Consider the following 21262-nt stretch of genomic DNA (forward strand, 5'->3'; position numbering starts at 1 on the left):
GTACGCAAGCTTCAACGGGTGGTTTTGCCGCGCCATTTCCTTCTTTCATTTATTTCAGCCGGGCATTCCTTTCCTCCCCGGTCTGTTCAGCGCAAGAGTAACTGCTTACTTACCGGGCCAGCCCGCAACAGCAGACCACGTCCGATAAACATCCTGGAAAGTCTGATTTCGCTTTATCTTGCCCCCGCTAGCTGCCCGACAGCCGGGCACACCGCTCAGTTCCGCATGGCCGGGCGGATAGCGTCTTCATCCGTTCATTCTTAACCACGCTTCTATGATCATAATTGCCGACGGTGGCTCAACCAAAACCAACTGGTGCCTGCTGGACGAAACGGGTACGCGCGTCTACTTCAATACGGAGGGCTACAACCCCTACTTTATCGATACGGCCGGCATCGTGGCTTCGCTGGATAAAAACCTGCCCGATACCCTGGACCGCAACGCCGTGACCGACCTTTATTACTACGGGGCGGGCTGCTCGGCCGGGGAAAAGGTGGAAATTGTGGCCGAAGCCATGCGCACGGTGTTTACCCGGGCCCGGGTAAACGTGGGGCACGACCTCCTGGCGGCCGCCCGGGCCCTGCTCGGCTTTGAGCCCGGCTTTGCTGCCATCCTGGGCACCGGCACCAACTCGGCCATCTACGACGGGCGCGACGTGACCGTGAACATCGACTCGCTGGGCTACTTTCTCGGCGACGAAGGCAGCGGCTCCTATATCGGCAAGCGGCTGCTGCGCGATTTTATGCGCGGCTACCTGCCGGACGGCTTGCAGGAAGCCTTCTTTGAAACCTACGGCCTGACCAACGAGCAGATCTTCGACCACCTCTACAACCAGCCCCTGCCCAACCGGTTTCTGGCCAGCTTCAGCCGCTTTGCCTATGACCACAACAACGTCAGCTACTGCCGCGAGATCGTGCTGGAGGGCTTCGAGACGTTTTTCCGTAACCTCGTCACCCACTACCCCAGCTACCAGGACTACAGCTTCAACTGCGTGGGCTCAGTGGGCTACAACTTCCGCGACGCCCTCACCCAGGTTGCCCAGGGCCACGGCATGCAGGTGGGCAAAATCATCCGCTCCCCCATTGACGACCTGGTAAGCTACCACACCGAGCTGGCCAAAACGGTCTAGCGCGTAGGCTTCTCGATGCTGGCCCCCTAGCATTAAGGCTTCTTGCTAAACCAGCATTTTCAGCTAACAACAGAAAGGGCGACCCTGGAGGGTCGCCCTTTCTGTTGTGCAATGGGTCCGGCAGCTTAGTGCTGAACCACCAGGCGGGTGGTCTGCATCTGCTCCCCGGTGCTGAGGCGCACCAGGTAGATGCCGCTGGGTAGGTCGGCCACGGGTAAAGCCGCTTCGTGCGCGCCCGTCATCTGCCGCGCCGTAGCAGGCAGGGTCCGGACAACGGCGCCGAGCATGTTCTGCACCGTCACGGTTACTGCGGCCGGCGCGGTAAGCTGGTAGCGCAGCGTTACCTGGGTGCTGGCCGGGTTGGGCAGGGCTTCGAGGCGGAGCGTGCTGGCCAGCTCCCGGGCCCGCTGGGTCGAGGTGATAACCGATGCCGGCCGCTTCACCCGCACGGAGGTATACACGGCGTACTCGCCCGCTGCCAGCTGAATGGCGGCGCCCGGGTCGGTAACCGTGATGCTGTCACCTTTCAGGTAGTTGTACCACTTGCCCGCCCGCTGGAAGTCCGGCGCAATCGGGCCGTCGGTGAGGCCAAAGTTACCGAGGATGGTGACGTCCATGGACGGGTCGTTCAGGTGAATCACCTTCATGGCCCGGGTCAGGGACATGGTGTAGTTGGTCGTTTCAAACGCCGGCGAGGCTTTCTTCAGGGCGGCCATGCTGGCGTACACGTCGAAGAGGCGGCGGCGCGCCGGCTCCTGGTAGTAGTACCAGCGGATGGGCTTGGCCCCGGTACGGCCGTTGAAGTTGATGCTCACGTCGTAGCCCAGCTCCCCGAACTGCCAGATCATCTTGGGACCGGGAACCCCAAAGAAGAAGGCGGTATTCATGCCCAGGCGGTCCATGGCGGTGTTGAAGTCGCGGGTGTTGTAGCTGCCGCTGGCCAGACCGCCATTCAGAACCTCCACGGCCAGGCGCTCCTCGTCGTGGCTTTCCATATAGCCCACCAGGTGGGGCTGGTTCCAGTTGCGGGCCCGGTACAGCAGGCCGGTCAGGTTGGCGTTGGAGCCGGTTACCTGGCCCTTGGCTGCCTGATTGAAGGCGCCGTGCAGGTTTCCCCACAGCATCAGGCCGTAGTTGGCCAGCACCTGCTCCTCGCTGTTATCGGCAAAGTGCTCCAGAATCGGGTACATCGTGGGGTCCACGCTCACGAGGTGGTCGTGGTAGTCTTTCCAGATATTGATCCGGCTCTGGTCATAGGCGCTCCACAGGCCCACGTCGGAGCCGGTGTTACGCTGGGTGAAGCCTTTGGACAGGTCGAAGCGGTAGCCGTCGATGCGGTACTCCTGCAGCCAGAACGACATCACCTGCTTCGAGAAGTACTTCGTGAACGGGCTTTCGTGGTTGAAGTCGTAGCAGACGTTGAACGGGTGGGTGGCGTTGCGGTTAAACCAGGGGCTGTTGGCTGCCGGGCTGCCGCCGTCGAAATACATCTGCACCATGGGGCTCTGCCCGCAGGCGTGGTTCAGCACCATGTCGAGCACCACGGCCATGCCCCGGCGGTGGGCTTCGTCGATAAAGCGCTTCAGGTCGTTTTTCGTCCCGTAGTACTTGTCGGGCGCGAAGAAGAAGCTGGGGTTGTAGCCCCAGGAGTCGTTGCCCTCAAACTCATTGACCGGCATCAGCTCGATGGCGTTTACGCCCAGGCGCTGGAGGTAGCCCAGCGTGTCAATCAGGGTCTGGTAGTCGTGCCGCTGCACAAAGTCGCGCAGGTGCAGCTCGTAGATCACCAGGTCGGTGCGGCTGGGGCGCTGGAAGTTGTTGACCGTCCACTGGTAGGGCACCTGGTTGGTTTGCAGCACCGATACGATGCCGGTGGTACGTCCCGTGGGATAGGGTTTCAGGTTCGGGTACGTCACGGCCGGAATAAACCGGTCGTTGTTGGGGTCCAGGATTTTCTCGGCGTAGGGGTCGGGAATGCGCAGCTGCCCGTCGACGAAGTACTGGTAGCTGTACTCCTGCCCGGGCGTGAGGCCGTTGATCTGCACCCACCAGTCGTTGCCGTTGGGAGTCTGGTTCATGGCGTAGGCTCCATCAGCCTGGAAGTTGTTGAACTCCCCGATGACGTACACAAACTCCTTGGCGGGCGCCGTAAGCTTGAGAATAACGGAGGTGCCACCGGGCAGGTACGTAACCCCGTCCCTGGTGCCGACGGGCAGCGGTGCCACCGTGGTGGGAGCCCGCACGATGTACACCAGGGAGTCGACCACGTTTTCGCTCGGGCTCCGGTAGGCTTCAAACTTAAACACGTTGCGGCCGGGCCGGGTCAGAGTTTCGGTGGTGCCCAGGTCGGTGCCGCCCGAGGAAGCGGCGCGCACCACGTTGTTCAGCGACAAAGTAAGCTGGGCCGGAGCCGACGACTCAGCCCGTACCGTGACCGACGTGCCGGCCGCTACGTAGCGGGGGTTACCGGCGCTGGTGGGCGAGGTGAAGCGGCCGGCAAAGCCACCCTGGAACACGTCGATGAAGATGTCGGAGCCATCGGCGTTGCGCCCTACGGTGTTGCCGGCGGCGTCCTTGAAGATCATGCCCAGGCGCAGAATCGTTTCATTGGCGGGTACCGGGTAGAACGTGCGGGGCGTGAAGCTGATGGTGTACAGGTTGGGGTTGGTGGCGCTGCGGGTCATCAGCGCCGCCGGGTCGCCCTGACTGAACGTCGGGCTTTTCACGTGCCGCCAGGTCGTGAGCGTCGGGCTAAGGTTTGTGACCACGCCGGTCCAGATGTACACCGGGCCGGTGAAGCCCTGCAGGGCACGGTTGCCCTGCGAGGCATCAAAGGTGATGGTAACCTGATCCGTCTCGCGGAAGAAGGCCGGCTGGGTGGTTACGACCTGGGCCCGGACCGAAGTCATGGTACCCAGGAACAGCAGCAGGCTGCTGAGAAGTCGAAGTGCTTTCATAGTGAAAATGGGAAATTTCCGCTGACGCCAACGGTGGGAAATCGAAAAAAACGGCGCAAGAAATACTCCTGACAAAGCTACAAAAGTTAGCCGTAAACCCGCCATGCCCGCAAGCCGGGAGCAGCATTTGTTCGTAGCTTTGAATTCCATCCTTCCGGACCGGTCTCCACTGCCCATGACGCTTCCTTTTTACGTGTTCCGTACCGGCCTGCCGGGGCTTGGGTTGGCGCTGCTGCTGGCACTGGGCAGCCGGTACGGCTACGCGCAGACCAGCGGAGCGCAACCGGCACCTCCCTCCTTCCGAACCGACGCCCGCCGGGCTTTCCCCGACCCGGATTTCAGGGGCGCCTATTCTTCAACTCCGACCATCGGAACGCATGCCCAAGTCCCGGCTGACTCTTCCACGCTGAGTCGCCGTTTGCCGGTGCTGGCGGGGGGGCTGGCTCTTACGTATGGCTCCCTGCTTTACCTGCTCGACCAGGGCTGGTACACCGGGGAGCAAAGCCGCTTCCACTGGTTTAACGACTTTTCGGAGTGGCAGCAGATGGACAAGGTGGGGCACTTCTGGGGCGCTTTTCACCAGAGCCGCGGCGCGGTGGACATGCTGCGCTGGGCCGGGGTGCCCGACCGGCGGGCCACCTGGTACGGCTCCTTCGTGGGCTTCGTGCTGCAAAGCCCGATCGAGTATTTCGATGGCCGCGACCCGGCCTACGGCGCCTCGGCCTACGACCTGGGCGCCAACCTGCTGGGCTCGGTGGGCGTGCTGGGTCAGCAGCTGGCCTGGAACGAGGTGCGCATCATGCCCAAGTACTCGTTTCATACCACCCGCTACGCCCCGCTGCGGCCCAACGTGCTGGGCAAAACCCTGGCCGAGCAGCACCTCAAGGACTACAACGGGCAAACGTACTGGCTGTGCGCCGACGTGGCCGCCTGGCTGCGGCCGGAAAGCAGGTGGCCGAAGTGGCTGCAGCCGGCCGTGGGCTACGGGGCCCAGCAGATGGTGTTCAACGACCCCGATGCCAACGCGGCCCTGGGCCTGCGCTCCTACCGCCAGTACTACCTCACGCTCGACGTAAACCTGATGCGCATTCCCACCCGCAGCAAGCTGCTGAAGCGGGTGTTCTACGTGGCCAGCATCTTTCACCTTCCGGCGCCGGCCGTGGAGTACAATTCCCGCCAGGGTCTGGTCTTCCACGGTCTCTACTATTGAGAGGGTAAATGGCACCTGCGCTCAATGACAGGTGCAGGCGGGGCAGCAAGACCCTCAGCGCCAGGACGGAGCGCGCCGGGCAAGCCGCCGGGGGTGATTCTGCGTACCTTGCAGCAGCGCGGCCACTGATTCGGCTCCGGCAAATCAGCGTCCGCACTCAACCATCAGCACCCAGCAATCAGCAATACTATGAACGTAGGAGACCGGGTCCGCCTGCTCACGGGCCGCGAACAGGGCGTCATCACCCGCCTGCTCGATAACGACCTTGTCGAGGTAGCCATTGATAATGACTTCACTATACCGGTGCTGCGCCGGGAAATTGTGGTAGTAGCGGCCGAAGAGCAAAAAGCCTTTGGCAACACCGCCCCCCCGCCGGTAGCGCCCCGCAGCACCACCCCGATGGGGGGCAGCAGCAAGGCCGACAAGTCGGCGGTGGCTGCGAAGGGCGGCACGGCCAAGCCCGCCGCCCCCGGCCAGGCGGCCCCAGCCCCGGCGCCGGTGCTGCCCAAGGCCGAGAAAGGGCTGTACCTGGCTTTAACCCACCAGACGCCGGAGCTGCTCACCATGCACGTGGTCAACAACACCGAGTCCGACCTGCTCTTCACCTACGGCGAGGAAACCCAGGACCAGTACCGCGGCCTCGTGTCGGACAAGCTGACGGCCAAAAGCGTAAGCCGCCCCCTGGCCCACCTCCACCTCAAGGACTTCGATCAGTGGCCGGGCGTGGTGGTGCAGCTGCTGCCCCACCTCGTAAACGGCCGCACGGCGTTTGAGCTGCTCACCAAGCGCGTGCAGTTCCGGGCCGCCACGTTCTACAAAAGCCGGCAGCAGGCCCCGCTTCTGCAGCAGGAGGCCTACCTGTTTCAGCTCGACGAAAAGCCGGCCGCGCCCATTGCTCCGGCCCAGCTGGCCGAGCAGCTGCAGCAGCATCTTTCCGGCAACGCCCCCGCCCCCGTCCCGGCCCCGGCACCCGAGCCGGCCAAGGCCATCGTCGCACCCTCGCACGAAGTCGACCTGCACCTGGAAGCCCTGAACCCGGAAGCGGCCGAGCTGAACCCGCCGCTGACGAACACCGCCATTCTCAAGCTCCAGCTCGATGCCTTTGAGGATGCGCTGAGCCGGGCTCTGGCCACCAACATGCACGAAATCGTGTTCATCCACGGTTCCGGCAACGGCACGCTGCGCAAGGAGCTGCACAAGCTGCTGAGCCGCAACAAGGACATCAAGTTTTTTGAAGACGCGCAGAAGGAAAAGTTCGGCTTCGGCGCCACTCTGGTTCGCCTGAAGTAGAACCCGCGTCAACAGGTTCATTCTGTTGAACAGCACCCCGAAGAACGTCATGCTGAGCTTGTCGAAGCATCTCGCGTGCTCTCAGGTTGGGTTAGTAACTCAACGAAGCGGTAGAGATGCTCTGCTCAGCATGACATTTTACCGTTAGGGGACTTCAAAACTCAACTCATTCTCCCCTCCGCATGTACGACCTTATTGGCGACATTCACGGCCACGCCGATGATCTGATCCGGCTGCTGGAAAAGCTGGGCTACCGGGAGCAGGCTGGCGTGTACCGCCACCCCGACCGGCAGGTTATTTTCGTCGGGGACTTTGTGGACCGGGGCCCAAAAATCCGGGAGACGCTGCAGCTGGTGCGGGCCATGGTCGACGGCGGGGCGGCCCGGGCGGTGATGGGCAACCATGAGTACAATGCCATCTGCTTTTTCGAAAAGCACCCCCGGGGCGGCCACCTGCGACCGCACCTGCCGCGCAACATTCTGCAGCACCTGCGCACCATCGAGGCGTTTCAGACCCGGGAAGGATTCGAGGAATGGCAGGGCTACATCCAGTGGTTTAAGACCCTGCCTTTGTTTCTGGACCTGGGCGAGCTGCGCGTCGTGCATGCCTGCTGGGACCCGCGCCACATCCGGTTTCTGACGCCCCATTTGCAGAACGGCTGCCTGACCGACGAGCTGCTGCTGCGCGCCACCGAGCGGGGCACGCCGGAGTATCACGCCGTGGAGGAAACGCTCAAAGGCAAGGAAGTGAGCCTGCCGCCCGGCATTCAGTTTCACGACAAGGATCAGAACCCGCGCTCGAAGATGCGGATCCGCTGGTGGTGCAACCCGCAGGGCTGCACCTACGCCAACTACTACCTGGAAAGCATTCCGGAGCTGGACCCGCACCCCGTCGACCACACCGCTCTGCCCGACCCCTACCACTACGAGGCCGAGGTACCGGTGTTTTTCGGCCACTACTGGCTGCGCGGCACGCCTCAGGTGCTGCGCCCCCACGCCGTTTGCCTCGACTACAGCGTGGCCAAGGGCGGGGACCTGGTGGCGTACCGCTGGCACGGTGAGCGGGAGCTGACTGCTGAGCATCTGGTCACAGCTTAGCCTGTCGGTCTGCGCTGCCTAAAACCGTGTAACGAGGCAACCGTCCCGGCGCATGTGGTTACTTTGCGGGTGCAACTCTACTTCCCGCATGAAGCTTCCGTTCCTCCTAGCTGCTTTTCTCCTTTCCTTTTCCACCCTGGCCCAGCAGCCCCTGCCCATCCCGCGCAACCTGCAGGCGACGTACGCCAAAGGTACCCGCTCCCCCGACGGGCAGCCGGGCCCGCGGTACTGGCAGAACACCGCCGACTATGACCTGAAAATCAGCTTCGACCCCAAAACGCGGCTCGTTTCCGGGACGGTCAACATCGCCTACCTGAACAACAGCCCTGATTCCCTGCGGCAGCTTTGGTTTAAGCTTTACCCCAACCTTTACCAGAAAGGTGCTGCCCGGGCCTCGGCCATCAGCCCCTCGGATGTGACCGAGGGCGTGAAGATCCAGCAACTCAGCGTGAACGGCCGGGCGTCGGACATCGCCAAGCTGCCCATCAGCGGCACCAATTTGCCGCTGACCATCCGGCCCCTGGGCCCGAAGCAGACGGCCAGGGTCGCCATTACGTACAGCTACACGCTCAACAAAGGCTCCCACATGCGGACCGGGGAGATTGAGCCGGGGGCCGACTTCGTGGCGTACTTCTTTCCCCGCATTGCCGTCTACGACGACATCGACGGCTGGAACACCTTTCCCTACAACGGCTCCCAGGAGTTTTACAATGACTTCGGCAACTTCAAGGCGGAAATCAGCGTGCCCCAGCACTTCGTGGTCTGGGCTACCGGCGACCTGAAAAACGCCGACCAGGTGCTGACCAAGAAGTACGCCCAGCGCCTGCGCGATGCCGAAACCAAGGATGCCATTACGACCATCATCACCGAGGCCGACCTCAAGCGCCGCGACATCACGGCCGCCAACCCGCGCAACACCTGGCGCTTTGAGGCCCGCAACGTCACCGACTTCGCCTTTGCCACCACCGACCACTACGTGTGGCAGTCGAGCAGTCTGGTCGTGGACCCGGTTACCAAGCGTCGCACCCGGGTAGATGCTGTGTACAACCCCAAGCACAAGGACTTCGAGGAGGTGGTGCACTTTGCCCGTCAGACGGTGGAAGCCATGAGCTACACGTTTCCAAAGTGGCCCTTCCCCTACTCTCACGAAACCATCTTCGACGGGCTGGATCAGATGGAATATCCGATGATGGTGAACGACAACCCCGTGGCTACCCGCGAGGATGCTATTACGCTCACCGACCACGAGATATTCCACACGATGTTCCCGTTCTACATGGGCATCAACGAAACCAAGTACGCCTGGATGGACGAGGGCTGGGCCACCATCGGCGAGTGGCTGATTTCAAGCATCATCGACCCCAAGCTCGACGACGACTACGGCATTGCCCCCTACGCCCGCGCCGCCGACACGGAGAGTGACCTGCCGATCATGACGCTGACCACCCAGCAGAGCGGCACGCCGTTCTTTCTGAACTCCTACCCCAAGCCCGCTATGGGCTACCTCTATGTGAAAGATCTGCTCGGCGACGAGCTGTTCACCAAGGCCCTGCACACCTACATCCAACGCTGGAACGGCAAGCACCCGATGCCCTACGATTTCTTCAACTCAATGAACGAAGGCGCGGGCCGCAACCTGAACTGGTTCTGGCAGCGCTGGTTTTTCGAAGGCGGCTACCCCGACCTGGCCATCAAGAGCGTCACCAAAACCGCCGCCGGCTACGACGTGACGGTGGAGTCCAAAGGCACCAAGCCCGTACCCGTCGACCTGACCATTACCCTGGCTGATAACTCCACCCAGAAGCTGCACCGCACCATTGCCGTTTGGGAAACCGGCTCCCGTACCGTCGTGGTGCCCGTACCTACCACGCAGGCCATCAAGCAAATCAAGCTGGGCGCGACACTGGTACCGGACAGCTACCCGAAGGACAATGTGTGGGAAGCAAAGTAACAGCAGCCAGTCGGTGCGCTTTGCTTGTGTTCGGCCGGTACACTACCTTGCCAGCACCAGTCAAACCGAAAGCCTGAGTCTTGCTGTGCGTAAGCTTTTATTTCTGCTTTCCCTGAGTGCCCTGCTGAGTAGTTGCGACGGTCCCGCGGCTCGCTTCGACGCCTTCACCGTTACCCGCCCCCTAGACCTCTCGAAAGAGCTGGGCCCGGAGGTTACCCTATTGGGACAGAAAGACACGCTGCAGCTCCGGGTGCAGTTTGATGCGGCATCCGGGTCCACCATCATTACCAACGCGGAAGACACTTCGCTTCTGTTGAACGCCCGGATCTTTCACCGGCGCGGCCTGTACTATGCTGTCGAAAGCTGGGAACCCGGCTGCTGGGTGCACGCCTTCCGCATTCAGCGAAACCAGATTCAGGGCCTGGCCACCGGCTATCAGCAGATGGAGGACCTGTCGACCGTGGTGCAGCAAGGAGGCCTAGGCGAGCTGGTACGCTACCGCAGCCTCCGCGATGACAGCATCTGCCTGCGCTTCGACGCTGGCAGACTGCGCCGCTTCTACCGCACCGAGCTAGACAGCTTCCCCAGCTACCGGCTGGTAGCGAACCAATCTGGCCGGCGGGCTACCGATGCCAAGGCTGACGCTTCCGTTACGGCTGTCAGCCTGTATCCCAACCCGGCCACCTCCCGGGCCACCCTTACGTTTGGCACTGCAGCAATCCGAACGGTGCAGCTTTATTCGTCCCAGGGTCGGCTGGTTCAGACGCTTTCAGCTTCGGGCTCAAGTAAGGAGCTGGCCGTGCAGGAGCTACCCGCCGGGACCTACCTTGTGCGCATCAGCAGCCCCTCCGCAGACGTTCAGACCCGCCGCCTGCTGGTAGAGCACTGACCCGAGCAAACGCTCGCAGCGTACCGACGGACCTGATGCCCAATACTAAAAAAGGCCCTGCCATATCCTGGCAGGGCCTTTTTGTATTGTCTAATGAAGCTTACAGGTGGGCAATGGGGTCAGCGTTGCCGTCGGGGTCGCCCTGCACAGTGCCGCTGGTGGTAAAGGCTTTGCCTTTCAGGAGCAGTACGCCGGCCATGTGAGGCGTCGCCATCGAGGTGCCGCTGATGGTGTTGTAGCCTCCGTTCAGCCAGGTCGACTGGATGCTGACGCCGGGCATGCAGTAGTCGATGGGCGGGTTGCCGAAGTTCGAGAACGAAGCCCAGCCGTCGGTGCTGTTCATGGCCGAGATGGTGAAGATGTTAGCGCCGTTCACACGGGCCGGGGAGTTCAGGTTGGAGTCGCCGCTGTTATTGCCGGCTGCCAGGGCGAAGAGTATACCACCGGCCGAAGCCCGCAGCACAGCGTCGTCGATTGCCTGCGAAGCGCCCCCACCCAGGCTCATGTTCGCCACGTCGCCGATTCGGCCGTTGGCTCCCACATAATCCACGCCGGCAATAACGCCGGAGCTGGTGCCGCTGCCGTTGGCGTCGAGGACGCGTACCGCTACCACCGTGGCGTTAGCGGCTACTCCGACCACGCCAATCGTGTTGTTGCGGGCGGCAATAGTGCCGGCTACGTGGGTTCCGTGGCCGTTGCCGTCGTCGGCGGAGGCGTAGTTCGTGCCGCTGGTCAGGAAAGACTTGCTGCGGGTCACGTTTACGTTCAGGTCGGGGTGGTCGAGGTCGATGCCCGAGTCGATAACCCAGGCCGTTTTGCCGGTACCATCGGCGGTGCCCACGCGGTTGATGCCGTAAGGCACGGTCTGGGCAGGCTGGGTAGTGGTCGTGCCACCGCCTTTCACGGGCTTACCAAGCGAGATGATGCGGTCCTGCTCTACGTACGCAACCCGGGCATCGGCCCGCAGCGCATTTGCTTCGGCCGCCGTCATGGCCGCGGAAAAGCCTTTCAGGGCGTGGCCGTAAGCAAAGCCCAGGTTTTCGGCGCGGGCGCCCCGGGAGCGGAGAATACCCTGGCCCACCTCTTTCACTTTTCGTACCTTCTCCGTGTAGGAGTCGTTGGCAGCAACCGTAACCGCTTCTTCTTTTAGTACTACAATGTACTTGCCGGGAATTACGTCCGACTCAGCATTTACCTCGCTGCTCTGGGAGACATCGGAGGGGCTGCCGGGCAGCACCGAGTCTTTGGAGCAGGACGAGAACAGCGTGGTGGCCGCAACAGCCGAGGCACTCAGGAAAAAGGCAAAACGGGTAATGGGTTGTTTCTTCTGCATTCTACGTGGGTAAATGGGGAAAGAAAGTGACGCCCTAGCCTGCTGGTTCTCCCGGTCATCACCGGGTGAAACGCCGAGCAGCGTATTCAGCTCTCTAAAGCCAAAGCCCAGCGAAAAAATTCAATTTTCTCAAAAAAACTCAGACAGACTGTAAGACTTCCCGTAAAACCCTTGCATTTTTTGCAATAGTGCCCCGGCTCTATGCTCACGCTCAACCCGGGACAGTCGGCTGCCAATCAGACGGCTTACCTACGGAAACAGTCCCTTGCAGCGCCTGGGTCAGCCGCTACGGCTGAACGTTGTATCTTTGCCTCAGTGATGAGTCGCCCCACCGCGGCGCCAAACGCAAGAATGGCGACGAGGAAAGTCCGGGCAACGCAGAGCACCCTGCTTCCTAACGGGAAGGACTGGCGTAAGCCAGGACAGCCAGTGCCACAGAAAATTACCGCTTTTATAGCTGCAAGCTGTAAGCCGCAAGCTGCAAGCCCCGTGCTTGAAGCTTATAGCCTGAGGCTTGTAGCTAAACGAGTAAGGGTGAAAAGGTGCGGTAAGAGCGCACCAGCGGCTGGGTGACCAGTCCGGCTGGGTAAACCTCAGGGGTTGAAAGACCAAATAAGCGGATACGCCGGCCGGCAACGGACGGCACCGGGCGGCTCGTCCGGCATCCGTGGGTAGGTTGATGGAGCCTTTCCGCGAGGACTGGCCTAGATAAATGGTGGGGCCGCGGCAACGCGGACAAAACCCGGCTTACAGACTCATCACCCCAACGCAAACCGCCCGCCGCTGCTTCGCGCAACGACGGGCGGTTCTGCGTTTGACCGGTCCGCTACTTCTTGTTTGCGGCCCGGATGGTTTTCACTTCGGCCGCCTGCACAGCGCTGGTCTTGTTGCCGAAGCTGCTGCGCACGTAGGTGAGCACGTCGGCAATCTGCTGGTCGGTGAGGGTGCTGAAGCTGGGCATCAGGTTGCGGTAGGGTTCCCCGTCGATGTCCTGGCCCTGCATACCGTTGAGGATGATGTTCACCAGCCGGGCTTTGTCGCCCAGCACGTAGCTGGTTTTGCTGAGCGGCGGGTTCATCTCGTCTACGCCCAGGCCGTCGGCCTGGTGGCAGGTCAGGCAGTTCTGCACGTACACGGCTTTGCCTTTGGCCAGCACGGCGCCCGATACGGCACCCGACGCACTTGTTTTGGCTTTGGTTTTCGGGACGGGCTTTTTCTGAGCCGCCGCCGGGATGCTGCACAGCGCCAGGACGGTCAGAAGAGCAAATAGCTGCTTCATTGAGGTGGTTATTTCTTGTTGTAGACGATGCGGTAGATGGTGCCTTTCCTGTCATCCGAGACATAAAGGGAGCCATCCGGCCCCTGGGCCAGTCCGCAGGGCTTGTGTTCGGGCCGGCCGGCCGCGGCGGCGGCGGCTGAGCCGGCGAAGTTATCGGCAAATACCTCCCAGGGCCCGCTTGGTTTACCGTTTTTGAAGGGCTGGAACACGACGTAGTAGCCTTTCTGGGGCTCCGGGGCACGGTTCCAGGAGCCGTGGAAGGCAATAAACGCGCCGTTGCGGTACTTCTCCGGAAACATGGTGCCCGTGTAGAACAGCAGGGCATTCGGGGCAGTGTGGGCCGGATACGCCGCCGCCGGGTCGATGTAGTTGCCGGTGGCTTCCTTTTTGCCGTCGCCCCCATACTCCGGGTTCAGCATCTTCTTCTTTTGCTGGGGGTCGTAGTACAGGTAGGGCCAGCCGGCGTTGTCACCCTTTTTCAGCGCGTACAGGCACTCGGCGGGCAGCTCGGCCGATTGTTTGCTGTTGTACAGCGCCGGAAAGTTGTCGTAGAGCTGGTCGCGGCCGTGCTGCATCACGAAGAGCTGGTTGGCCTGGGTGTTCCAGTCGAGGCCCACTACGTTGCGCAGGCCGGTGGCGTAGCGCACGCCCTGCCCGTAGCTCTGGTTCAGCTTGTCGGTACGGAACTGCCAGATGCCCCCGGCCGAGTCCAGAATTGGGCAGTGAGGTTTGCCTTTCGAGCCTTTCTGCCGGTCCTGCTCCTGACAGGTGTTGGAGTAAGCACCGATGTTGACGTAGAGGTTGCCTTCGCGGTCGAGAGTAATGGACTTGCTTTCGTGCTGCTTTCGGTTGATCAGGCCGGTCACGATTTTCTCGGGCTGGGCCGGGCTTTCCACTTCGCCTTGAGCGTTGAGCTTGTAGCGAAACACGGCCTCGTCGGAGGAAGCGTACAGGTAGTCCTTAGTGCTGTAGATGCCGGTACCACCGTAGTTGCCCAGGCTGCCGGCCACTTCGGCCTTGCCCCCGCTGCTGGGCCGCAGCATCAGGATGCCCTTGCCGTCGGCGTTGGGCCGGTTCAGCTTGACGTAGATATTGCCCTGGGGCGTGACGGTGAGGTGGCGGGCACGGCCCCCGGTTTCGGCGACCTTCAGGGCACCAAAGCCCGCGGGCAGCTTCAGGCCGGCATTATCGGGGTCGGCAGCCACGATGGTTTCGGAACGCAGGGCCAGCAGGGAAAGGCTGCCGACCAGGGCCGGGGCCAAGAGCAGGTAGCGGGTGACGGAACGGTTCATAGCGGGTTGTTTCGGGAGCTGATTTGCACCTGAGCGGTGCATACGTAAAAGCGGCAGGAAAGCCGCCGCAAAGGTAGGGGCCGCCGTCCGGCGTGCACGGCCGTATAGGAAAAGGCCTGACCTGGCGCACCGGCGCGGCTATTCGCGCCGCGGCCGCCGGCGGGCAAGCAGAACTATGTGGCGCTGCTTTTTGTTACTTTGGGCTTCCACTGACCCGTTCCGCTTTTACGACCCCATGCCGAAAATCCTCATTATCGACGACGAGAAGGCCATCCGCAACACGCTGAAGGAGATTCTGGAGTACGAAAGCTACTCCGTGAGCCAGGCGGAAGACGGCCCCACCGGCCTCGATATGCTTATCAAAGACAAGTACGACGTGGTGCTCTGCGACGTGAAGATGCCCAAGATGGATGGCCTCGAAGTTTTGGAGCGCGCCCAGCAGGTGTCGCCCGACTCGGCCTTTATCATGGTCTCGGCCCATGGCAGCATCGAAACCGCCGTGGACGCCACGAAAAAGGGTGCGTTCGACTTTATTCAGAAGCCGCCAGACCTGAACCGCCTGCTCGTGACGGTCCGCAACGCCCTGGACCGCACCAAGCTGGTGACCGAAACCAAGACGCTCAAGAAGAAGATTGCCAAGAGCTCCGAGATGGTGGGCTCGTCGGCGGCGCTGGAGCAGGTGCGCAAGGCCATTGCCAAGGTCGCGCCCACCGACGCCCGCGTGCTGATTACCGGCCCCAACGGAGCGGGCAAGGAAATGGTGGCCCGGCAGCTGCACGAGCAGAGCGGGCGCAACGGCGGGCCGATGGTGGAAGTAAACTGCGCCGCCATTCCCTCCGAGCTGATTGAAAGTGAGCTGTTCGGCCACGAGAAAGGCTCGTTTACTTCGGCCGTCAAGCAGCGTATCGGCAAGTTCGAGCAGGCCGACGGCGGCACGCTGTTTCTCGACGAAATCGGGGACATGAGCCTCTCGGCCCAGGCCAAGGTGCTGCGCGCCCTGCAGGAAAACAAGATTACCCGGGTGGGCGGGGAAAAGGAAATCAGCGTGAACGTGCGCGTGCTGGCGGCTACCAACAAGGACCTGCAGCAGGAAATTGCCGACCGTAACTTCCGCGAGGACCTCTACCACCGCCTGTCCGTTATCCTGATCAAAGTACCCGCTCTCAACGACCGGCGCGAGGACATCCCCGAGCTGGTCCAAAAGTTTCTGGACGACATTGCCCGCGACTACGGCAACAAGCCCAAGAAAATCGACGCGGCGGCGCTGGACTACCTGAAAAGCCTCGACTGGCGCGGCAACATCCGAGAGCTGCGCAACGTGGTCGAGCGGCTGGTCATCATGAGCGACGAAACGATTTCGGCGGATGATGCCAGAGCGTTTGCGGGGAAGTGATAACTAAAATCTCAACATCACTTAAAAAGGCGGCGTCCGAATCAACTGTTTCAGACGCCGCCTTTTTTTGATTAGCCATGAGCTTAACGTTTTGGTGCTTGGCGCGGTAGCAGATTCCGGAGCACTATACTGACAATACACCAAAAACAGTTGGCGCGAAGTAGATGTTCAATAACTACTTCCCCAGCCATTGGGTTAAACACCTGTTATCAAAATTTCTTTAGTCGAAATATTCATATTTATAATAAAGTGGCACATATCCCCTTATACTTTTTAATAGCCCGTTTTCATAATAAGAATAATTCAGAATGTATTCATTTATTCTGTCATTCATAAACATACTCTTTATTTCTGATTTAACAAGTTGCCCCCGTTCATTAAAAGTATTTTTAAGTACTTTATCATCATCAAACCTTTGTCTATCATTTTCATCCGAATATTGCATAGTTTCAATCACCCCATTTACAGTGCTCTGATATCGTTTCAATTTTGCTTCTAAAACATATCCATAAAATCTTTTTACATAAAAATCCCTATCGTACTCTTTTGTCTTTCTATATGTGATTAAAGTATCTTTCTTGTTTACAGTTGTTGATGTAAATGGACGATAAGAAAAGAAAGTTTCACTACTTGGATTTTTAAAATCGCCTTTAAAATACTTAGAGGAAATCAATAAACCATTTTCATAAACAAAATATGTTTTTTCTGTATTTACGGATTTATTATGACGATAAAATATTGTATCTATCTTTTGATTTATTTTTCCAAGCGAGTCATAAATACAGATTGTTACAATATTAATTACTTTTGATGTTCTTGTCCTCTTATTATATGATGCACTATATTTTTCAATTCGTGTTACCCTGCCGTTCCTGTCAAGCCTTGCAATTTCTAACAAGTCTTTGGGGGAATTTTCATAGACATAAACCTTTTTTACTTTCTTGTCTTTGTAAACACTGTCAGGTAGCCACCGGTTTTCAACTTGACCATAACTCAACATTGATTTTAAAAAAACAAGTATAAAAATGGCAATTCTGCTCATTTTGTCTATGGTATGGTTCTTTAAATATGTGGCAACATCTAGATTGCCGAAACTCCCTAGCTAAAAGCTGCGAAAAGCATGCTTGGCTTAGCTGGGTTTACGAAACAAGGTACTGTTAAAAGCAGCGACTACACCATCTGGTTACAGCCCCGCACATCCGAGTTATCCATCCGGCCGAGCACCTCAAACGAGCCATCCGGGTGCATCCGGGCCAGGTCCTTGGTTTCGATAAAGGCGCAGGAGTCCACGTTGGCCAGGTCGACGACGTTGATGGCGCCGTCGGGGCGGTGCTCGGCTACGGAAAACGGGTCGGCGGCGTGGCGGAGCAGGATGCGCAGCTGGGGGGGGCAGTGGAAGCGGCCGTAGCCGGGGCTGTAGGCCTGGCTGAGCAGCTCCGTCATGCCGTACTCAGAATGAAACGCGTCGGTACCGAAAGCCGGGGCCAGGGCCGCATGCAGCTCTTCCCGGATCATCTCCCGGCGCCGGCCCTTCATGCCCCCGGTTTCCAGCACCGTCAGCCCTTGCAGTTCCGGCGCCCCGCCGTGGGCTTCGGCCAGGTCGAGCAGGGCGTACGTCACGCCGATGAGCATTACACGCCGGCCAGGCTCTTGCTTGGCTTCCGCCAAAGCCCGCAGCAAAGCCGCGTGGTCGTGTAGAAAAAAAGCGTCCTGCCGCTGCCCCGACTCCCGGGCGAAGTAGTCGACCATCGCGACAAGGGAAGACTGCCCCTGCTCCAGGTAGGATGGCAGCAACGCCAGAAACGTCCAGCAGGAAAGCGGGCCGTAGGTTTGCTCGAAGATGCGGGCGGCGTTGCGGCGGTACAGGCCGGGGTCGCGCACGAGGTGGCGGCTGCGCTGCTGCCGGGTAGTGCCGCTGCTCAGAAACGTTTCCCGGGGCTCCCACCCCTCCGGCTCGGTGCGGACGTCGTGGGTTTTAAAGAACTCGATCGGCAGAAACGGGATGTCGGTAACCCGCTGAACTTGCTCGGCTTCGCAGCCGAGTGCGCGCAGCCATTCCTGGTACGGCGGGCAGTGCCGGGCCTGGTGCTGGAACAGGCGCAGGGCCAGCTCCGGGAACATGGCGGCCGTTACCATCGGCAGCTCGCGCAGGTACTCATCTCGGAAACTCATTGCGGCGCGACGGGGTTAGCGGGGTAATAAAACAAACGGGGCGGTCCTTCGTTCAGAATCTGTACCTTCCGCCATCACGCAAGGCTTTCTCGGCTTGTCTATGACTATCATTCGTACTTTCCGCCTGGCTTTACTAGCTGCTCTGACGGGCCTGACGGCTACATCCTGCCTTACGCCGCCGGAGTATCCCACGACGCCCAGCATCGAATTCAGCAGCGTGCGGATCAAGCGCCACTTTAACCCGGGCCCACCGGTTTCCAACCGGGCCGACTCGGTATTTGTCACCATCAGCTTTCAGGACGGAAACGGCGACCTGGGCTTGTCGAATGCGGATACTGTTCCGCCTTACCGGTACAAGAACCGCGACGGGTCCATCAACCGCAACTATTTCAACTACTACATCCAGCCCTTCGTCAAGCAGGGTGGCACCTATGTGCCGGTAGTATCGGGCTCAGTCGGTGAGTACAATGGCCGCTTTCCCCGCCTGACCAACGTAGACACCAAGGAAGGCCCGCTGAAAGGCACGCTCACCTTCCGGCAGAACTACCGCCTGGGCTCTCCGTTTCAGCCGGGGCAGGAAGTGCTTTTCGAAGTCAGCATCGTGGACCGCGCCCTGAACGAGAGCAACAAAATCCGGACGACGCCCATCATCATCGGCGGCTTGTAGAACGAAGCGGTTTCCTTTAAAAAACACCCGGCCTGTTGTCAGACCGGGTGTTTTTTTTTAGCGTCGGTCCGCCTTTGGCTAGTAGATGGCCGGAAACTGCTGGGGATTGACTTCGTGCATCAGCTCGTACACTGTATCGAACACATCCTCCACGTTGGGCTTGGAGAAGTAGTCGCCGTCGGAGCCGTAGGGCGGGCGGTGGGCCTGGGCGGCCAGGCAGCGGGGCTGGGAGTCGAGGAAGCGGTACGCGCCCTGCTCGTCCAGCACGTGCTGCATCATAAAGGCCGTGGCGCCGCCGGGTACGTCCTCGTCGGCAAACACTACGCGGTTGGTTTTCTGCACGCTGTCGGCAATGATATGCTGCAGGTCAAAGGGCAGCAGGGTCTGCACGTCAATGACCTCCACCGAGATGCCGACCTCCGCCAGCTGCTTGGCCGCCTCCATCACGATGCGGCACATCGAACCGTAGGTAACCACCGTCACGTCGGTGCCGGCCAGCAGGATTTCAGGTACCCCCAGGGGCACGGTGAACTCGCCCACGTTCTGCGGAATCCGCTCTTTGAGGCGGTAGCCGTTCAGGCACTCAATTACCAGGGCCGGCTCGTCGGAGCGCAGCAGGCCGTTGTAGAAACCGGCGGCCTGGGTCATGTCGCGCGGCACCAGCACGTGCATGCCGCGCAGGGAGCTCAGAATCATGCCGATGGGCGAACCGGAGTGCCAGATGCCCTCGAGCCGGTGCCCGCGGGTGCGCACGATGAGCGGGGCTTTCTGCCCACCCTTGGTGCGGTACTGCAGGCAGGCCACGTCGTCAGACAAAATCTGCACGGCGTAGAGCAGGTAGTCGAGGTACTGAATCTCGGTAATGGGCCGCAGGCCGCGCATGGCCGCTCCGATGCCCTGCCCGATGATGGTGCACTCCCGGATGCCGGTGTCCGTCACGCGCAACTCCCCGTACTTTTCCTGAAGGCCGGCAAAGGCCTGGTTTACGTCGCCAATGCGGCCCACGTCCTCGCCGATGGCGAAGATGGCCGGGTCGCGGCGCAGGTTGGCGTCGAAGCAGGCCTGCAGTACCTCACGGGCATCGACCTGGGGCGCGTCGGGCGCAAACACAGCTTTTACTTCTTCCACGTTCAGGGCGGCCTGCTCGCTCTGGCTGTAGAGGTAGGAGTTGTAGCGGTCGGCGTTTTCGGCCAGCACCTGCTCCAGGTAGTTTTTCAGCTCCCGGCTGGCGCCGCTTTTCTTGCCGCGTACCGAGCGCAGGGCCCGGCGCACCGTGCGCACGATGTCGGCGCGGATGGGCGTGGGGTTGTGCTGCAATAGCTGCACCATCTCGTGCAGTGCGTTTTCCTGCCCGGTTTCCGCTACCAGCTTGTCGAGCAGGGCCACGGCTTCGTCGCGCTCCTGCTTGATGGGGTTGAAGAAGTCGTCCCAGGCGGCGGTGCGGGCCTTGCGGACGGTTTCCTTGGCTTCGTTCTCGATCTGGTCAAGCTCACCGGCCGAGGCATAGGCTTCGGCCAAGAGCCACTCGCGCATCTTGCGCAGGCAGTCGTGCTCTTCTTCCCAGCTCAGGCGGTCCTTGCTTTTGTACCGCTCGTGCGAGCCGCTGGTGGAGTGGCCCTGGGGCTGGGTTACCTCGGTGACGTGAATCAGCACCGGCACGTGCTCCCGGCGGCACACCTCGGCAGCGCGCTGGTAGGTGTCGAGCAGGGCCGGGTAGTCCCAGCCGCGCACCACGAAAATCTCAAAGCCCTGCTGGCCCGGCGCCTCGCGCTGCAAACCCATCAAAATCTCGGAGATGCTGCCTTTGGTGGTCTGGTACTCGGCTGGCACCGAGATGCCGTAGTGGTCGTCCCACACGCTCACCAGCATGGGAATCTGCAGCACGCCGGCGGCATTGAGCGCCTCGAAGAACATGCCCTCGGAGGTGCTGGCGTTGCCGATGGTGCCAAAGGCCACCTCGTTGCCGTTTACGCTGAACTGAGTCAGCTCGTGCAGCTCGGGGTTCTGGCGGTAGAGCTTGGAAGCGTAGGCGAGGCCCACGAGGCGGGGCATCTGCGACGCCGTCGGCGAGACGTCGGCGCTGGAGTTCTTGAGCTGGGCCAGGTCGCGGAAATTGCCGTCCTCGTCGAGCAGGCGGGTGGCGAAGTGGCCGTTCATGGCCCGGCCGGCGGTAGCGGGCTCGGCTTCGGGGTCGGGGTGGGCGTAGAGCTGGGCAAAGTACTGCTGCAGCGTCAGCTCCCCGGCGGCAAACATGAAGGTCTGGTCGCGGTAGTAGCCGGAGCGAAAGTCGCCAGGCTGAAACACGCGGGCCATGGCCAGCTGGGGCGCTTCCTTGCCGTCGCCGAAGATGCCGAATTTGGCTTTGCCCATAAACACCTCCTTGCGGCCGGCAAGGGAGGCGTGGCGGCTTTCCCAGCCCAGGCGGTAATCACGAAGCAGGTCGTCTTTGCTGAAGGCGGCGGGGGCCGCTACGGCGGGTTCGGCAGTTGGCATAGAGAGGATGGGCAGGTGGGATTTGTTCGTCAATCAAAACGGTACTGAACGCCTGGTGGGCAGGCGCGCAAAAGTACGGATTTGACCGCACCTTCAACGGCCCCTCGGCC

Annotated in this window: 15 protein-coding genes and 1 other RNA gene; 9 read left to right on the plus strand and 7 right to left on the minus strand. The window is 60.7% G+C overall.

Annotation, left to right across the window (positions count from 1 at the left end):
- The first annotated feature begins 274 nt into the window (after window positions 1-274).
- Window positions 275-1129, plus strand: coding sequence for an N-acetylglucosamine kinase (locus LJY25_RS02530; protein WP_227606649.1), 855 nt, complete (start codon window positions 275-277; stop codon window positions 1127-1129).
- A gap of 125 nt (window positions 1130-1254) precedes the next feature.
- Here LJY25_RS02530 and LJY25_RS02535 read toward each other — a convergent pair whose 3' ends face one another.
- Window positions 1255-4086 carry a DUF4961 domain-containing protein gene (locus LJY25_RS02535; protein WP_227606650.1) on the minus strand — a complete coding sequence of 944 codons (2832 nt, stop codon included), beginning with the start codon at window positions 4084-4086 and terminating at the stop codon, window positions 1255-1257.
- Between the two features lie 175 nt (window positions 4087-4261).
- Here LJY25_RS02535 and LJY25_RS02540 point away from each other — a divergent pair, with 175 nt between their 5' ends.
- The 5 genes from LJY25_RS02540 to LJY25_RS21340 all read left to right on the plus strand — a co-directional run bounded on the left by LJY25_RS02540 (window position 4262) and on the right by LJY25_RS21340 (window position 10523).
- Window positions 4262-5296 carry a DUF2279 domain-containing protein gene (locus LJY25_RS02540; RefSeq protein WP_227606651.1) on the plus strand — a complete coding sequence of 345 codons (1035 nt, stop codon included), beginning with the start codon at window positions 4262-4264 and terminating at the stop codon, window positions 5294-5296.
- A gap of 189 nt (window positions 5297-5485) precedes the next feature.
- Complete coding sequence (locus tag LJY25_RS02545) at window positions 5486-6586, plus strand: Smr/MutS family protein (RefSeq protein WP_227606652.1); 1101 nt, start codon at window positions 5486-5488, stop codon at window positions 6584-6586.
- A 182-nt stretch (window positions 6587-6768) separates the two neighbouring features.
- The gene (locus LJY25_RS02550) at window positions 6769-7683 is read left to right on the plus strand and encodes a metallophosphoesterase (RefSeq protein ID WP_227606653.1); all 915 of its coding nucleotides are present in this window, start codon (window positions 6769-6771) and stop codon (window positions 7681-7683) included.
- Between the two features lie 88 nt (window positions 7684-7771).
- On the plus strand, window positions 7772-9634 hold the full coding sequence (locus LJY25_RS02555) for a M1 family metallopeptidase (protein WP_227606654.1): 1863 nt from the start codon (window positions 7772-7774) through the stop codon (window positions 9632-9634).
- An 85-nt stretch (window positions 9635-9719) separates the two neighbouring features.
- Window positions 9720-10523, plus strand: a complete 804-nt coding sequence (locus LJY25_RS21340; RefSeq protein WP_227606655.1) for a T9SS type A sorting domain-containing protein — start codon at window positions 9720-9722, stop codon at window positions 10521-10523.
- A 100-nt stretch (window positions 10524-10623) separates the two neighbouring features.
- On the opposite strand, the gene LJY25_RS02565 is transcribed toward LJY25_RS21340, so the two are convergent.
- On the minus strand, window positions 10624-11856 hold the full coding sequence (locus tag LJY25_RS02565) for a S8 family serine peptidase (protein WP_227606656.1): 1233 nt from the start codon (window positions 11854-11856) through the stop codon (window positions 10624-10626).
- A gap of 315 nt (window positions 11857-12171) precedes the next feature.
- On the opposite strand from LJY25_RS02565, the gene rnpB reads away from it, so the two are divergent.
- Window positions 12172-12622, plus strand: an RNA gene (gene rnpB / locus LJY25_RS02570) — RNase P RNA component class A.
- 60 nt (window positions 12623-12682) lie between these two features.
- On the opposite strand, the gene LJY25_RS02575 is transcribed toward rnpB, so the two are convergent.
- Together LJY25_RS02575 and LJY25_RS02580 are read right to left on the minus strand one after the other, a co-directional pair.
- Window positions 12683-13135, minus strand: coding sequence for a c-type cytochrome (locus LJY25_RS02575; protein WP_227606657.1), 453 nt, complete (start codon window positions 13133-13135; stop codon window positions 12683-12685).
- Window positions 13136-13143: 8 nt separating this feature from the next.
- Window positions 13144-14427: a PQQ-dependent sugar dehydrogenase gene (locus tag LJY25_RS02580; RefSeq protein ID WP_227606658.1), complete on the minus strand. Its 1284-nt coding sequence runs from the start codon at window positions 14425-14427 to the stop codon at window positions 13144-13146.
- A gap of 235 nt (window positions 14428-14662) precedes the next feature.
- Between LJY25_RS02580 and LJY25_RS02585 the strand changes: the two genes are divergently transcribed.
- Complete coding sequence (locus LJY25_RS02585) at window positions 14663-15820, plus strand: sigma-54-dependent transcriptional regulator (RefSeq protein WP_227606659.1); 1158 nt, start codon at window positions 14663-14665, stop codon at window positions 15818-15820.
- Between the two features lie 220 nt (window positions 15821-16040).
- Here the strand turns inward: LJY25_RS02585 and LJY25_RS02590 are convergent, their stop codons facing one another.
- Together LJY25_RS02590 and LJY25_RS02595 are read right to left on the minus strand one after the other, a co-directional pair.
- A complete protein-coding gene (locus tag LJY25_RS02590) occupies window positions 16041-16862 on the minus strand; it encodes a hypothetical protein (RefSeq protein ID WP_227606660.1) in 822 nt (273 codons plus the stop codon).
- 128 nt (window positions 16863-16990) lie between these two features.
- On the minus strand, window positions 16991-17992 hold the full coding sequence (locus LJY25_RS02595; protein WP_227606661.1) for an acyl-CoA synthetase family protein: 1002 nt from the start codon (window positions 17990-17992) through the stop codon (window positions 16991-16993).
- 100 nt (window positions 17993-18092) lie between these two features.
- Between LJY25_RS02595 and LJY25_RS02600 the strand changes: the two genes are divergently transcribed.
- A complete protein-coding gene (locus LJY25_RS02600; protein WP_227606662.1) occupies window positions 18093-18659 on the plus strand; it encodes a hypothetical protein in 567 nt (188 codons plus the stop codon).
- 78 nt (window positions 18660-18737) lie between these two features.
- Here the strand turns inward: LJY25_RS02600 and LJY25_RS02605 are convergent, their stop codons facing one another.
- Window positions 18738-21152, minus strand: a complete 2415-nt coding sequence (locus LJY25_RS02605; RefSeq protein WP_227606663.1) for an alpha-ketoacid dehydrogenase subunit alpha/beta — start codon at window positions 21150-21152, stop codon at window positions 18738-18740.
- Window positions 21153-21262 lie beyond the last annotated feature (110 nt).

The sequence above is a fragment of the Hymenobacter translucens genome (genome assembly GCF_020685205.1).
GTDB lineage: Bacteria > Bacteroidota > Bacteroidia > Cytophagales > Hymenobacteraceae > Hymenobacter > Hymenobacter translucens.